Origin of the sequence: Brevibacterium sp. 239c, from assembly GCF_900169365.1 — a bacterium.
Taxonomy (GTDB): domain Bacteria; phylum Actinomycetota; class Actinomycetes; order Actinomycetales; family Brevibacteriaceae; genus Brevibacterium.
The window spans coordinates 85950-101136 of sequence record NZ_FXZH01000015.1 but is presented as its reverse complement, the minus strand read 5'-3'; the positions used below and the strand labels follow the sequence as shown (position 1 = coordinate 101136).

Genomic DNA, 15187 nt, shown 5'->3' with positions numbered 1-15187 from the left:
TTCAACTTCCACTAATCGAAAAGCGTATCTGTGATCTCTTTCGCAACGAATCGTGCGTGCAGGATCGGACGTCGGGAGGGATCGATCGACGCGGGTGGCACCCATGCTGGGCGACCGTCTTTGAGCATCACGGTGTGCCAATCAGACTTGTCGATCAGATGGTGGTGCGATCCGCATGTCAATGTCAGGTTATTGACATCCGTCCTGCCCTTATCTGCCCACGGAACGATATGGTGAGCGTCGCACCACCCCGGCGGAGTGTCACAACCGGGGAATGTACATCCTTGGTCTCTGCTGGAAATGATCGCCAATTGCTTCGAGGTGGCGAATCGTCTTTCGGTGGCAAGTTCCATCGTCTTCGTCTTCTCACCCATGAGGTGGAAGAACACCGAGCCGTTCAGCCCTTCGTAGGATGCCGTCTGCATCGGAAATGCTGCTTCCGCGTCGGTGAACGCGCGACCGGACTGCTTCGCCAGATCCTCAGCCTTCGCCGTGACCACGAGTGCGAAGGGCGAACCTGCCATCACTCGATTCATTTCTATCCGACCGATCATTGTGGCGAAGCGTTCATAGATTCTGTTCTTCACGCTCGGCTGGCGGCCGGCCATCGCTTCCAAGGAGCCGTCTTCTCTCACTCCATATCCGGGTGGTACATCACGGTCGCCCTGACCACTGGACTTCTTCGCATCGTCCACCCCGTCGCTGGGTTTATGGTCGAAGCCAAGATTCAGAGACGGGTCCACCGCGTCTGGTCGCTCGCCTTGCAGGACTTGGTTGAATACGTCGACCACTTCCTGGTCGGCGGCTGAGGTGGCATTTGCGCCTGTGGGCGACTCGCCTTGCTCCTCTTGTGTTGAAGTCTCGTTGTCATCAGCTTTGATTCGCGAAGTGAGGTGTCCGCTCATAATGCCGCCCGTAACGGGATCGAGGATTCCTCTGAGTGCCCAGGTTCCATCTTTTCGCTGGCGCAGACTGACCGAAAATTCATCACGTTTTGTGGCCTCATCTGGCAGCTCACCATCTGGGTCGAGCCATCCGAGAATCTCGTTGAACAGTTGCTGGATGTCCTTCACACGCACAGCCGGTGCCTTTTCGACCAGGATTCGCTCTGCTTCGAGCTGTTCGTCTTGGCCGATTCGAGACGGTAGGTTCATCAGGCATTCGATAATTGTGCTGGCCTGCGTTGATGACAGCGATCCGTTTCTCAGCGCTTCGGACACCAGGGGAAACTTCGGGCCTATCGACTGGCCGCTGAAGTTGACCCGATCTCCAAGCTTTTCGGCCAGGACGGAGCGCCGATACGCTTCTCGCTCGGAGAGGTTGAGACGATTCTGGACCAAGGCCTTCGTCGTCTTCGCTCCGTAGTCCCGGGGAGACCCCACCCGCTCGAAGACGGAGAGAGTCACGACGGAGAGCGATTCGACCAGCCTGTTGACTGTCTCAAGCCCGTCCACCACCGTTATCGCGTCGTCGGGACTCATCGGACGCTTGAGCGATTGGAAGTCGGCGGCGAGGCAGCGCAGCCCCTGGATACTGCTCACTACTTCGGGAGCGATGCGAGCAAGCTTCGCCAACCCATGCTCGTCAAGAAGAGGATGCTCCGAAGTGGGGTCACCATCGGAGCCAGTGACGGCAGTCTGAGTAGAAGCGGAGTCGGTCTCGCTTGCGCGTCCCGGGCGGTACGAGGATTGCCCGCCGTTCAGTTCGGTGGCGGACGGCACGCCTAGAGAGGCTGCCCAGTCCTCTTCTTCGCTGCTACCCGAGACGTCTTCGTCAGCGGTGCGCTCGGCCTCGGCTTCCTCAGCCTTCCTGCGCATCCATTCTTCTTTTTCAGCGTCCAGCTCTGCGGCACGACGCTTAAGCTCAGCCTCCGCTTCCGGATCATCAACGCTCGCATCCCACAGGCTGCGGCCGCTCCAACGAGCCCGCCGCTTCGCTTCTGGATGCTCGTCAAGCTCTGCCGGATCCGCAGGCTCACCGAGCCCTGCAGGTTCCCCCGGCCCTGTGGGTTCGGTGATTTCGACAGGTTCGACAGGGTGCTCTGCATCGGCGAATTCAAAGTCACTCGGAGGTGGCGACGCTACTTCGTCGAAGCGATCTGCCAATGGGTGCCCGTCCAAGTCGAAGCCGGCCCCGCGCAGGAGCTCTCGATAGGTTGGAGCACCTCCACATTCGTTTTTCTCTTCCTCACCCGCAGGGACAGCGGAAGAGGCGGCTTCTTCGGGCCTATTCTGCTTGTCACGCTTGCGGTCGGGAGTGAGGGTCATGATCTCGGAATCCGTTCGTCAACTGCTCTGTTGTCCGCCTGGCTCAAAGTCTACGCTCACCACAGACCCCAAGTCTATAGTTTTGTTCGATTATTTGGTTCCACGAGTAGAATTCTCCGACTACGTTCTATATTTGATCCTCTTCGAATGCGGAATCGGGCCAAGTAAGAGCACTCGCTGCCCATCGCTTCAGCGGGAGGGACGACCAGCCGACAGCCTCGGCAATGCGCTGTCTTGAACTGAGCAAGCCTCCGCAAGCCCGAACCGGCGGCGTGAAGCAGAGCGAACCGGCGGCGCGAAGCAGAGCGAGGAGGCAACGTGAAACAGAGCGAACCGGCGGCGCGACACGGCATAAGCACAAACCCAACCGAAGGTCCTCATGGCGCCATATTTTGCCGTTCGGAAAATCTGCTTGCGTATCGGGCGCCTGCTGGGTGAAACTGCAGAAGTCCCCGTTTCCTCACCCCACAAGCCAAGGAACGCTATGTCAGAATCACACGTCACACCGCAATACCAGTCCCACCCCAGAACACCGAACCAAGCCCGCCCCGCACAGCAGAGCCAGCAGAACCAACAAAGCCTGCAAAGTCAGCAGACGCTCACTGCCGAGGTGGCCATCATCGGTGGAGGCGCCGGTGGCCTGGCTGCTTCGATCGCGTTGGCCCGTTCGCTGCGCAGCGTCATCGTCATCGATGCCGGCTCCCCTCGCAATGCACCGAGCGCTCACGCTCACAACGTCCTCGGCCACGAGGGCATCAACCCACTTGAGCTCGTGGCCAAGGGCCGTCGGGAAGCCGAAGCATATGGAGTCCAGTTCGTCGACGGCTCGGTCATCAGCGCCCAGAATGTTACGCAGGCACCAGAAAAGCTCAACTTCGCCCTCGAGACATCGTTGGGAGCCACCATCGAGGCGAAGCGAGTCGTCATCGCGACCGGCCTTACCGACGTACTCCCTGACATCCCTGGGCTGGCAGATGGGTGGGGCGAGACCGTCCTCCACTGCCCCTACTGCCACGGCTACGAGGTTCGCGGACAAAACATCGGCATCATCGGCACGACTGCGATGTCCTATCACCAAGCGATGATGTTCTCCCAGCTCAGCGACCACGTCACCTTCCTGCGCCACAAGGCTCCGGCACCGGACGAAGCGCAGGCGAAAATGCTCGACTCGCTCGGCATCTCCTATATCGATGCCGCGGTCGAAGCAGTGGAACGCACAGAAGCCGGAACCGAAGTCACGCTCGTCACCAGCCCTGAGGCCGGATCCGGCACCAACCCTGACGCCGCCCCCGGCCTCTCAGACACAACCTTTGATGCTTTGGCCGTGGGACCCTATTTCCGCGCGAACGGCGAAATCTTCGAGCAGCTCGGCGGCACCGTCGTCGACCATCCGACCGGGATGGGTTCGTCAATCCCCGCCGAGGCGAACGGTGCGACCGAGGTTCCCGGTGTCTGGGCGGTGGGAAACAGCGCGGACATCTCGGCCATGGTGGTGGCGAGCGCAGCCAGCGGTGTCATGGTAGGTGCGCAGATCAACGCCGAACTCATTATGAGCTCGGTGTCGTAGCCGGCATGCCACGCCGCTGACCGCAGCTCAGCGGCTCAGCGCACACTCAACGACGAAGACATCAGTTCAGCGGCCGGCCTTCACACAGAGCACAGGACTGACGGCTTCCAGGATGACTCTCTGAATCGTCGACCCCAGGAGGAACTTCCCAACCGGGGTCCGCTTCCGGGTTCCGAGCACGATCAGCTCAGCATCCACCTCGGCGGCGGCATCGAGAATCTGCTCAGCGGGGTCGTACTCGCTGCCACGCGTGAGCACCCGCCCGTGCACGCCCGAACGCGAGAGGTAGTCCTGGACCGACTTGATCTCGCCCTCGCCGAGGCGGTAGGAATCGCTGCGCTCGGATGATCGGGATGCGTTGACGACGACGAGATTCTGGCCGTCCTTCTTCGCCTCTGCGATCCCCTTGTCGAGGGCCGCGTGACCCGCTGGATTGTTGACATAGCCCACGACGATGGTCATTTTTCACCTTCACTTGTTGAACGGATTGAACGAATTGAACGTGCTGAACGGATTGAATATGTCGAGCAGAAGCCGGAAACTCCCACCGCCCCCGCAGCCATCACGAGAGTTCTTCGGGGTTGCGGAACTTGGTGCTCGCGCCCTTGATCGAACGGTTCCAGAACCAGGTGACCGCCCAGAGGACGACGCCGATTCCGATCAGCGCCACTGCGATCTGATACTGGATGAGGTCGTCGAGACGAGCCCACGGCCCGACGAGGAACGCGCAGGTGAAGAGACCGATCCAGGGCAGGTAGGTCGGGGCCTTGAAGTGCTTGTGCTCGACCGTCTTCTTCCGCAGGACCAACACAGCAACGTTGACGACGGCGAACACTCCCAACAGCAGCAGCGAGGTCGTGCCGCCCAGGGACGCGGTCACCGTTTCCGGCAGCAGCGTGGTCACCGCGAAGATGAGGCAGAAGGCGATGATAGTTGTGAAGAGGATCGACACCCAGGGTGAGCGGCGTCCGCGCAGGACCTTCGCGAATACGGGCGGGAGCACGTTCTGCTTGGACATTCCGTACAGCAGGCGGCTGGCCATGAGCATGTTGATGAGCGCGGAGTTCGCGACTGCGAACATCGTCATGAAGGGAAATATCAGGTCGATCGGAAGCCCCGGAGCACCGGCCCTGACGACCTCCAACAGCGGCGTCTCACTCTCGGAGAGTTTTCCGATCGGCACCGCAGCGACTGCCACCAGTGAGACGAGCACGTAGATGACACCGGTGATCGACAGACCGGTGAGCATGATCTTGGGGAAGTCTCTCGGGTCTTTGGTCTCCTCGACCATGTTCACCGAGTCCTCGAAGCCGACCATGGAGAAGAAGGCCAGCGAGGTGGCACCGGTGATCGCGAGGAAGACACCCTTGTCGTCTGCGGTTTCGAAGATCAGCACACGAGAGAAGTCGGCACTGCCCGATCCCAAAGCGAAGAAGCCGACCAGAATGACAAGCAGCAGGCCGCTGAGTTCGATCACCGTCAGCACGACGTTGAACCACACGCTCTCCCCCACACCGCGGAGGTTGATCGCGGCGATGACGGCCAGGAAGCCGATCGCAATCCACATGACCCCCGTGCCCGACATGTCCCATCCGAACCCGGCCACCATGTTGGCGGCGAAGACGTTGGATGCTGTCGACGCCGAGGTGATCCCTGAGCTGAGGACGGCAAAGGCGACGAGGAACGTCACGAAGTGGATCCCGAACGCCTTGTGCGTGTACAGCGCGGCACCGGCCGCAGACGGGTACTTGGTGACGAGCTCCATATAGGAGAACGCCGTGATCAGCGCAACGGCGAAGGCCAGGATGACTGGAGCCCAGCCGGCACCGCCGACCTGCCCGGCGACCTTGCCCGTCAGCGCATAGACACCCGTCCCCAGGATGTCTCCGACGATGAAGAGAAGGAGCAGCTTGGGTCCCATGACCCGTTTCAAGGTCTCCGGCTGCTGCTCGGCCCCCGGCCCCGACTTAATGGTGTTCTCGCTGTGACTCACGATGGTTCCTCCGTGTTCGCCCGTGATCGCAGCCGTGCGATCACTGGTGTTTGCTGCGGACTACGTCGAGGAAGGCCGTCAGGAGCGCCTTCGCGTCCCGCTGACTGTCCTCACCGCGTTCCTCTGCCTGTTCCAGCAGGGTCTCTTTATTAAAACCTAGTTCCTGCAATTTGTCCGCGTCCCAGTTGCGAATATTCTGCCCTGTCGACTCGGGGTGGAACTGTGTGCCCCACGCGTTGCCGATTCTAAATGCTTGGAACCGACAAGCTGTACTTGTTGCCAACAGAGTCGCCTCGGGCGGCAGATCGACGATCCGATCGACATGACTTTCGACGAAGGCAGCGCGATTCCCGATCGCGGAGAACACAGGATCCTGTGCCGCGTCCTCGGTCATATCGATCCAGGTGTACCCCTTCTCCGGCGCACCGGTCCGGGCCCGCACGTCCCCGCCGATGACATGAGCGATGAGCTGTCCGCCCAGGCAGATGCCGAACTGCGGCAGATCCGTCTCCAGAGCATGGCGCGAGAGCCGCGCCTCGGCCTCGAGCCACGGTGCCCGGTCGGTCTCATCGGGCATATACCCGCCACCGAGCATGATCAGCCCATCGTAATCACTCAGCGCACTCGGTTCCGGCAGACGGGAGACGCCGCCGATGCGCAGGTCGAACTCGATGTTCTCGGAGATCATCCAATGTGTGAGCAGCCCCGGCTGGGATTCGATGTGGTTGACGATGATGAGGAGCCGAGTCATGACGACCGCCCCGCCGAGGTTGCCGTGCGTTCCGTACCCGCCGAGGTCCCCAGGAAGCGTGTGTACGCATCCTCGTGTGCTTCGAGGACGCGCATCGCATTGTCGAAGCCGAGCTTGCGCAGGTCTGATTCCGACCAGCCGCGACCGGCCAACTCCTCAAACAGCGCAGGATACTGCCCGGCATCGCCGAGGCCGCTCGGCAGCTCATCGACACCGCAGATGTCGCCGCCCAATCCGATGTGGTCGATTCCGATCCGTTCGCGTACGTAATCGCAGTGGTCGGCCACATCGGCCACAGTCACCTCGGGGGCGGTGCCGTTCTCCCCTGCTTCCACCCATTCGCGGCGCGCGTTGGAGACGAAGGAGGGGACGAAGGTCATCATCGCCACTCCCCCGTTGCCGGGCACCCGGTCGAGGACGTCGTCGGGGATGTTGCGCGCATGCGGGTTGAGTCCGTGGGCGCAGGAGTGGCTGAAGATCACGGGCAGGGTAGAGATGTCCAGGGACTGGTGCATGACGCTGGGCGCGACGTGGGAGAGATCGACGATCATGCCGATCCGGTTCATCTCCGCCACGACCTCGCAGCCGAATTCGCTCAAGCCCCCATGCTGCGGCTCGTCCGTGGCCGAGTCCGCCCAGGAATGGGTCGTCGACCACGTCAGGGTCATATACCGGGACCCGGCGCGCGCATAGGAGCGCAGCACAGCCAGCGATTCGTCGATCTGCTGCCCGCCTTCCACACCCATAAGCGAAGCGACCTTTCCGGCGTCTCGCGCGGCGACCACCTCGGCGGCGGTGCGGGCGAACTGGAGCCGTTCGGGATAGCTCGTGACGACACGCTGCACGGCGTCGATCTGTTCCCAGGTGGCCTTGATCGCATCAGCGCCGGTGATCGAGGAATGGACGTAGACCGACCAGTACTGTGCGGCGACGCTGCCCTCCCGCAGCTGATCCATCGTGGTGAACGGCGAGACCTTGGGATCGTTGAGTCCCTCAACGCTGTAGTCACGCTCCTCACGCAGATACCAGGCGAGGTCGTTGTGTCCGTCGAAGACGTCGTATGTCATGAGTGTGCTCCTTCAGTTCGGATGGTCATCGGCAAGTTCGGATGGTCATCGGTAAGCTCGGGTGGTCATCGGTGGGTTGAGTGGAAGTCTCTGCGGTCTCAGGCGCCGAATCAAGCTCATCATCCGATGCCCGACATCAGCTGCGCCGACCACAGTCCGAGGAAGGTTCCAGAGAACGTTCCGATGAGCGCGAAGAGCACGCCCACCGGCACCAGCTGACGATTGAATGCGCCCGCGACCACCGGCGCCGAGGCGATTCCCCCGATGTTCGCGGTGCTGGCCACGGCGATGCTGAACAGTTCGGTCTTCGTCAGCTTCGCATAGACGAGCATGATGACGATGTGGACGAGGAGCACGATCACACCGGCGACCAGATAGATCGGTGCTTCGGCCAGCGAAGTGAAGTCGGATCCGGAGGCGATGATGCCGATGATGAGGTAGAGCATAATGGTCGCGAGCTGACTCGAACCCGCGGCCCGCCCCCACCGAGTCGACCCGATGATGAGGCCCAGGATACTCACGATGAGGATCGTCCAGGCCGAGGCGTTGATCACCGTACCCACTTCCGGCAGCAACTCGCCCGCCTTGGCGGCCAGGGCAGAGACGAGGAGGGCGAAGCCCAGCAGACCGATGATCGAGGACAGGGTCATCGGCTTCTCCTCCTCGTCGGTGACCCGATCGGCGAAGTCGAACTTCGAGGTATCTGCCTTCGTCCATCTGTTGAACTTATCGGAGACCGCGACCGAAGAGAAGATGAGGAGCAGCCAGAAGGAGTAGAGGACTGTGTCGACGATGAGCACGTAGCCGAAGATGGCCTCCGGCGCCTCCAAGATGTTCTGAACAGCGACCATGTTCGCTGAACCGCCGGTCCATGACGCGTTGAGCGCGCCGAGGGCCTTCCAGGATTCGGGAGCCAGTGCCGAATGCACGATCAGGTAGGCGACGATGAAGCCGATCATGATGCTGGCGGCCGTGACTACGAAGGTCAGCAGCAGCTTCGGTCCGAGGCGGATGATCTGCCGTACATCGCATTTGAACAGCAGGAGCAGGATCATCGCCGGCAGCAACGCGTCCTGCAGCCCGTCACCGACGCCGTCGATCGCGTCGTGGTCGAACAAGCCGACCGTGTTGAGCAGGGCCGCCACGATGTAGAGGAAGACGAACCCGGGGACATATTTGAATACTTTGAATTTCCCGCTGCGGTCGGCGACGACGAGAACCGCCGAAATCGCCAGCAGCAGGCTGATGAATAGAAAACCGTCCGTGATCACAAACGACACTCCTTCAGGTGGATTGGACCGCGCCGCGACGCCCCCGGTTCAGTCCACGAGGTGCAGGCACAGTGTGCGGTGAAGCCATGTGCGGTTGTCGATTGGATCCGGTCCGGTGGGGACCCAGGCAATCTTGGTGGTCGAGGACTCGTCTCAGCTAGAGGTTGGGAGCTCCTGGTACTTCTTCGCTGCGTTGTTCACAGCGACGATGAGCGCCTTCTGGGAGGACCCGTGGTATCTGGCTGTGATCGAATCCGTGAGTCGACCGGTGTCCCTGATGTCTGCGTCGATGAACAGGCTCCTGATGAACTTCCTTGTCAGGGCCAACGTCGCCGAGCAGTCGACATCGAGGACTCGATGTGTCTCCGCCTCGATCTCGAAGGCGATGTAGAACAACCCGTACTGTGCCATGATCGGGTTGTTCGACGGCGCCTTCGCTTCGCCGGTGAGGTAGATCGAGGAGGTCATAGGACATCAACGATACTCGAGGAAGAGCGTGTGACAGTCCACATTCTCGAGTCGTTCGATATCCGGTCTTCTCAGAGGAAGCGGTGGATGGCGTCGCCGGCTTCGCGCATGATCGGCATGACGTCGACGACCCGGTCCGTGTCCTTCTCCCAGTTTGCGAACACGGCGTAGGCGACGCGACGGGTCGGGGTCATCGCGATCCCGGAGTCGGCGCGAATCGTCCCGTTCGTGCCGGTCTTGTTCCATACCCACACGTCACGCTGGTAGTTGTAGTGGGCCAGCGGGTCGAGGTCGAACGCCGAGGCGACCATCGAGGTGTCCGCGCCGGCTCCCAACCAACGGCGGAAGATCTCGTTCGTCGACTCGTCCCAGAACTCGTCTTTCGCATGCCGGGCCATGAGGTTGCTGAACTCGGTCGCGGTGCCCGTCGACAGGGCGCGCGGTGCCTTGGCCGGACGAGGCCAACGGAGGAAGTCGTGGAGTCCGGAACTGCGATACCCCAGGTCTTCGACCTGGCGGGCGACGTTCTCGAGGCCGATGCGACGGATGAGCACATTGGTCGCGAAGTTGTCGCTGAAGGCTCCGACGAGCACGGCCACGTCGTAGACGCTCAGATCATCCTGCTCCATGAGGTACCAGATGCCGGATTCGTCGACCCGTTCCGAGGGCCGCCGTGACAGGCGCTCGGACAGGTTGAGGCTGCCGTTGACGTGCATCTGCAGGGCCGTGTGCAGGAGGAACACCTTGCCCATGCTGGCGGTGTCGAGCTCGTCGTTCTCGTTGTGGGCGAAGACGCGTTCGCCGCTGTCGATATCGAAGGCCAGGGCGCTGAAGCGCACTCCCGGCAGGCGGTCGAAGTCCACGTCACCCATGTTCACGTCTTCAGTCATTTCGTTCGCATCCTCAATCATCGCGTGTATTCCTCATCTCCATCGAAGTCCCGGAAGCCTTGGAGGCCTTGGAGGCCTTGGAAGTCCTCCAGCATCACAGTCCCCTCACGCTCCGTCCACCCACATTCGCGGTCTGCCCTGGGCCGGAGCCTCGAGCGTGACGGCGACTCCCAGCGGTGTGCTCGGCGCGTCGGGGTCATGCCCGAAGCCCATCTCGCTGACGATCGGAATGCCCGCCTCGCCGAGGTAGTCCATGATCAATGCCTCGACCTCGGCTATCTCCGCGCAGTCCTGCCAGGAGCCCAGCACCACCGCGTCTGCCGAGTCGAACCAGCCGCCGCGGACCAGCTGCACGAGCAGATTGTCGAGACGGTAGAGCTCCTCGTCGACGTCCTCGAGCAGAAGGATCGAAGGTCCGCTGCGCTCACGCAGCTCACGCACCCCGGCCAGCTCCGGGCTTCCCATCCCGGCCGCGACCAGACTGAGGTTTCCCCCGCCGAGGCGGCCCTTCGCAGTCCCCGGAACCAACGTCCGCGCCCGGCTGAGCGGGCGAGAATACGCCGCACCGTCCTCCGCGGCCAACCCGAGTTCACCGTCTCCCTCCGGGAACCCGGGTTCGCGGTCGTCTGCCGGGAACCCGAGTTCACGGCCGCCCCAGGGTTCGAACAGCCAGGTGGCCACCTCGGCGGGGACGACTGTGGAGTTCTTGAACGGATCGTTGCCGACCATCGGGCAGAACAGCGTCGCCACCGACAGGTGGTGGTCCCAGGCCTGGTGCAGGGCGGTGATGTCCGAGGACCCGGTGAGCAGCTTGGGCCGCCCATCCGGCCGCAGTGCGTGCTCGCGCATGAGATCGAAGTCGATGCCGTCCAGGAGGCGTATCGCCCCGAAACCGCCCCGCAGTGCGATGACCGCAGCGGCGTCCGGATCACACCAGGCATCGATGAGGTCGGCTCGGCGCTGTTCGTCGGTTCCTGCCAGGTATTTCACGCGCGGGTGGCGAGCGCGAATGTTGTCGCCGACGACGACACGCAGCCCCCAGGATTCGAGCTGCGCAATCGCGCGCAGCAGGGATTCCTCATCGGTCGGGCCCGAGGGAGCGATGAGACGGACGCTGTCGCCGGCCTGCAGCGGCACCGTGTCAAGGTACGGACTGACGCCTGCGAGCGCAGTCGCAGCGCCCGAGGTGATTGTGGTGGAGCTATTCATGCGTGACCAGACTCTGACTTCCCAATCGGGGAACTGCGGCGAGGAGTTCCTGCGTGTATGTGTGCTGCGGGTTCGCCAGCACGGTGTCGACGTCACCGTATTCGACGATCTCGCCCTGCTTCATCACGGCCACGGTGTCGGCGATGTTCCACGCCAGTCCGAGGTCGTGGGTGATGATGAGGGCGCTCATGCCCAGGTTCTTCTTCAGCGCCAGGAACAGGGAAAGGATCTCCCCTCGCACCGAGGCGTCGAGGGAGGCGACCGGTTCATCGGCGATGAGCACCTGTGGGTCCAGAGCAAGTGCCCCGGCGATGACGACGCGTTGCCGCTGTCCGCCGGAGAGTTCCTGCGGGATCGATTCGAGATAGTCTGCGGCCGGTGTCAGCTCGGCCGCCTCGAGCGCCCCGATGACCCGATGGTATTCGTTGTCGGTCAGCTTCTGCACGCGCAGTCCCTCAACCACCGCTTCGTAGACGCTGCGCTTCGGATTGAGTGAACCAGAGGGGTCCTGGAGGATCATCTGCACCTGGCGACGGAATGTGCGCAGGGCCTTCGCCTTCTTCGGCAGCGCCTTGCCCGCGAACTCCATCTGCGAGCCCGGATCCACCTCCTGCAGGCCAAGCAGTGATCTGGCCAGGGTCGTCTTCCCCGACCCTGACTGGCCGACGACGGCGAGGATCTCTGCCTTGTGCAGCGCCAGATTCACGTCGCGCACGGCCCGTTCCCTGCCCTGCCTGGTGTCGAAGGAGACGTTGAGGTTCTTGGCCTCGAGGACCACCTCATCGGTCATCGTGTACGGCTGGGCCCGGCGCACCTCGGCGGGCTTGAGGGTGCGCGGATTCATCCGCGATTCGGCGTCACCGATCTGTGGGAACGCACCCGCCAGCTGCTTCGTGTAGTCCTCTTCCGGGTCCAGGCAGACTCGGTCGCTGGGACCGTATTCGACGAGCCGGCCGTGGCGCATGATCGCGAGGTTCTCACACACCGCGGAGAGCACGGCGAGGTCGTGACTGATCATGAGCAGGGAGATTCCGCGTTCGGCCACGAGCTTCGCCAGGCCCACGAGAATCTGCTTCTGCACAATGACGTCGAGGGCGGTGGTCGGTTCGTCGGCGACGATGATGTCGGGTTCGCAGGCCAGGGCCATGGCGATCATGATCCGCTGCTTCTGCCCACCGGAGAACTCATGCGGATAGGCCACTGCCTTGCTCTTATCGAGATCGACCTCGTCGAGGAGTTCGAACATCCGATCCCGTCGCTTGGCGGGTGTGGTCCAGGTGCCCTTCGCATGATGTTCGAGGGCCTCGATGATCTGCCCGCCGACCTCACGGACCGGGTTGAGCGAGTGCAGGGCGCCTTGGAAGACGATCGAGGCCTGCGCCCAGCGCACCGCTCGGATCTCACCGAAGCTGAGGTCCTGAACGTCTTTCCCGCCGAGGCTGACCTGCCCGTCGATCTTCGCGGACTTGGGCAGCAGACGCAGCACCGACATGATCAGTGTGGACTTGCCCGAACCGGACTCCCCGGCAATGCCGAGAGTGGCTCCGGTGGGCAGGTCGAGGCTGATGTCGCTGACTGCGGGGACGTCGCCCCGGGCCGAGGCCGAGCGGTAGGTGATAGAGACCTTATCGAATCTGAGGTCGGTCATCAGCGACTCCTCAGGGCTGGGTTGATGATGGCTTCGAATGCGCGTCCGACCATAGTGAAGGCGAGCACCACGAGCAGGATCGCGATGCCGGGGGTGAGCACATACCACCAGTAGCCGGAGGTCGCAGCGGAGATGTCCATCGAGTTCTTCAGAATCGTGCCCCACGACTCCTTGCTCGTATCCCCCAGCCCTAAGAAGGACAGGGTGGATTCGGCGATGATCGCACTGCCGACGGTCAGCGTCGTGTTCGCCAGCACCAGCGGCATCACCGCGGGCAGCATGTGCTTGAACAGAATGTGACGATGTCCGGCGCCGAGGATGCGCGCCCTTTCGATGTAGAGCCGGGACTCCACGCTCAAGGTCTGGGACCGCACGATGCGCGCAGTCGACGCCCACGAGGTGATTCCGATCGCGACGACGATCGTGAAGACGCCGCGTTCGAGGACGGAGGAGAGGACGATCGCCAGCAGCAGTGAGGGCAGGACGATGAAGAAGTCGATGATACGCATGACCACTGCGCCGAAGAGACCAGAGAAGTGGCCCGCTGCCAGCCCCATGACGGTGCCGATGACCATCGACATGACGGTCGCTGCGACGCCGACGAGGATGGATACGCGGGCTCCCCAGAGGATCCGGATCCAGAGTTCGCGGCCCAGGTTATCGGTACCCAACGGGTGGTCGAGGCTCGGCGGGGCGTAGCGGGGCACATCGAGCTGCTTCGTCACATCGAGCATGGAGGCGGGAGCGATGAGTGGGGCGAAGATCGCGATCAGGATGAAGAAGATGAGGAGGATCGCCCCGACCATCGCGGGAATGTCGGAGCGGAACAAGGACCAGTTCTTCTTGACGTTGTTCAGCCGGCGTTCGCGGACGAGTTTCGTCCCGTCGATGACGGAGGCGTTCACCTCGGCAGCGTTCACCTCGGCAGCGTTCGACTCGGAGGCACTTCCTGACGGAGTCGTCGGTAAGGAATTGCTCATCAGGCCCTCCTGACTCGTGGATCGAGGAACCGGTAGACGATGTCTGCCGCCAGGTTCATGAGAATGATGATGGCCGAGAACACGACGAAGGTGCCCTGCAGCAGCGGCAGGTCGGGCCCGCTGATCGCTTCGAATGTGAGCTTACCCAGGCCCGGCCAGGAGAACACGGCTTCGACGGTGACGGCACCGGCGATGAGCCCGCCGATGTGCATGAACACGACGGTGACCGTAGGCAGCAGAGCGTTGGGCACTGCGTGGTTCTTGCGCACTTCGTCCTCGGTCAGGCCCTTGGCGCGTGCTGTGGTCAGGTAGTCCTCGCTCATCTCTTCGATGAGCGAGGCGCGCATGACCATGAGGAACTGCGCGTAGACGACTGCCACCATGGTGATGACGGGCAGGATCAGATGCTTGACGACGTCGATGATGCCGGCGAAGGACCATGGGTCGAGTCCGGGCGTGATCATCCCGCCTGTGGGCAGCCATTGCAGGGTGCCGCCGAAGATCATGAGCAGGATGAGGCCCAGCCAGAAGGTGGGCACCGACCAGAACACGAGCGAGGTCGACGAGGCGATTTTGTCGAAGAGCGAGTTGCGGCGCCAGGCCGAGAGCTGACCCAGCCACAGGCCCAGGCCGATCGCGAGGACCGCGGCCGTGGCTGTGAGCAGAAGTGTCGGTCCCATATATTCGACGATGAGCGAGGCAACCGGTTTGCGGTAGACGTAGCTTTCGCCGAAGTCGCCGGTGAAGATGCCGACCAGGTAGTCCCAGAATTGGACGATCACCGGTTTGTCCAGGCCGTACTGACTGCGCAGCTCGGCGATCTGTGCCGGGCTCATGGGCCGTTCCTTGGCGATCTTGAGCACGGGGTCACCGGGCAGCATGCGGAATGCGAAGAAGCCGAGGACGATGACGAGGATCATCGAGGTCAGGGCACCGCCGAGTTTGCGCAGCAGGTAGCCCAGGAACGACCCGCCCTTCGGCGGTTCGTCCATGTCGCGAGCGACTTGGACGCCTGTGCCACCAGGGTCAGGACCACCCGGCGGGGTGGGGAGGTCATGCGTCGGTGTTGTCACTGG

General features: G+C 62.5%; 13 protein-coding genes. 1 reads left to right on the top strand and 12 read right to left on the bottom strand.

The window, feature by feature from the left end; translation table 11 throughout:
* Positions 1-11: 11 nt before the first annotated feature.
* A complete protein-coding gene (locus BSP239C_RS14140; protein ID WP_101573931.1) occupies positions 12-2267 on the bottom strand; it encodes an HNH endonuclease signature motif containing protein in 2256 nt (751 codons plus the stop codon).
* Between the two features lie 484 nt (positions 2268-2751).
* Here BSP239C_RS14140 and BSP239C_RS14135 point away from each other — a divergent pair, with 484 nt between their 5' ends.
* Positions 2752-3834, top strand: a complete 1083-nt coding sequence (locus BSP239C_RS14135) for an NAD(P)/FAD-dependent oxidoreductase (RefSeq protein ID WP_101573930.1) — start codon at positions 2752-2754, stop codon at positions 3832-3834.
* 66 nt (positions 3835-3900) lie between these two features.
* Here BSP239C_RS14135 and BSP239C_RS14130 read toward each other — a convergent pair whose 3' ends face one another.
* The 11 genes from BSP239C_RS14130 to BSP239C_RS14080 form a co-directional block, all read right to left on the bottom strand.
* A complete protein-coding gene (locus tag BSP239C_RS14130; RefSeq protein ID WP_101573928.1) occupies positions 3901-4296 on the bottom strand; it encodes a universal stress protein in 396 nt (131 codons plus the stop codon).
* A 100-nt stretch (positions 4297-4396) separates the two neighbouring features.
* Positions 4397-5827 (bottom strand): APC family permease, encoded by a 1431-nt coding sequence (locus tag BSP239C_RS14125; protein ID WP_257930219.1) that lies wholly within the window; start codon positions 5825-5827, stop codon positions 4397-4399.
* Positions 5828-5867: 40 nt separating this feature from the next.
* Entirely contained in the window at positions 5868-6578 is a 711-nt protein-coding gene (locus tag BSP239C_RS14120) for a type 1 glutamine amidotransferase (protein ID WP_101573924.1), read from the bottom strand.
* A complete protein-coding gene (locus tag BSP239C_RS14115) occupies positions 6575-7645 on the bottom strand; it encodes a dipeptidase (RefSeq protein ID WP_101573922.1) in 1071 nt (356 codons plus the stop codon). The genes BSP239C_RS14120 and BSP239C_RS14115 overlap by 4 nt, the downstream gene beginning before the upstream one ends.
* Positions 7646-7764: 119 nt before the next feature.
* Positions 7765-8916: a DUF819 domain-containing protein gene (locus BSP239C_RS14110; RefSeq protein WP_101573920.1), complete on the bottom strand. Its 1152-nt coding sequence runs from the start codon at positions 8914-8916 to the stop codon at positions 7765-7767.
* Positions 8917-9069: 153 nt separating this feature from the next.
* On the bottom strand, positions 9070-9384 hold the full coding sequence (locus BSP239C_RS14105; protein ID WP_101573918.1) for a DUF3870 domain-containing protein: 315 nt from the start codon (positions 9382-9384) through the stop codon (positions 9070-9072).
* Between the two features lie 71 nt (positions 9385-9455).
* The gene (locus BSP239C_RS14100; protein ID WP_257930218.1) at positions 9456-10274 is read right to left on the bottom strand and encodes a serine hydrolase; all 819 of its coding nucleotides are present in this window, start codon (positions 10272-10274) and stop codon (positions 9456-9458) included.
* Between the two features lie 105 nt (positions 10275-10379).
* Positions 10380-11483, bottom strand: a complete 1104-nt coding sequence (locus tag BSP239C_RS14095; protein WP_101573915.1) for an LD-carboxypeptidase — start codon at positions 11481-11483, stop codon at positions 10380-10382.
* Positions 11476-13131: an ABC transporter ATP-binding protein gene (locus tag BSP239C_RS14090; RefSeq protein ID WP_101573913.1), complete on the bottom strand. Its 1656-nt coding sequence runs from the start codon at positions 13129-13131 to the stop codon at positions 11476-11478. The genes BSP239C_RS14095 and BSP239C_RS14090 overlap by 8 nt, the downstream gene beginning before the upstream one ends.
* A complete protein-coding gene (locus tag BSP239C_RS14085) occupies positions 13131-14111 on the bottom strand; it encodes an ABC transporter permease (RefSeq protein ID WP_226841703.1) in 981 nt (326 codons plus the stop codon). Before BSP239C_RS14085 ends, BSP239C_RS14090 begins: the two co-directional genes overlap by 1 nt.
* On the bottom strand, positions 14111-15184 hold the full coding sequence (locus BSP239C_RS14080; protein ID WP_219618909.1) for an ABC transporter permease: 1074 nt from the start codon (positions 15182-15184) through the stop codon (positions 14111-14113). Before BSP239C_RS14080 ends, BSP239C_RS14085 begins: the two co-directional genes overlap by 1 nt.
* Positions 15185-15187: the final 3 nt, after the last annotated feature.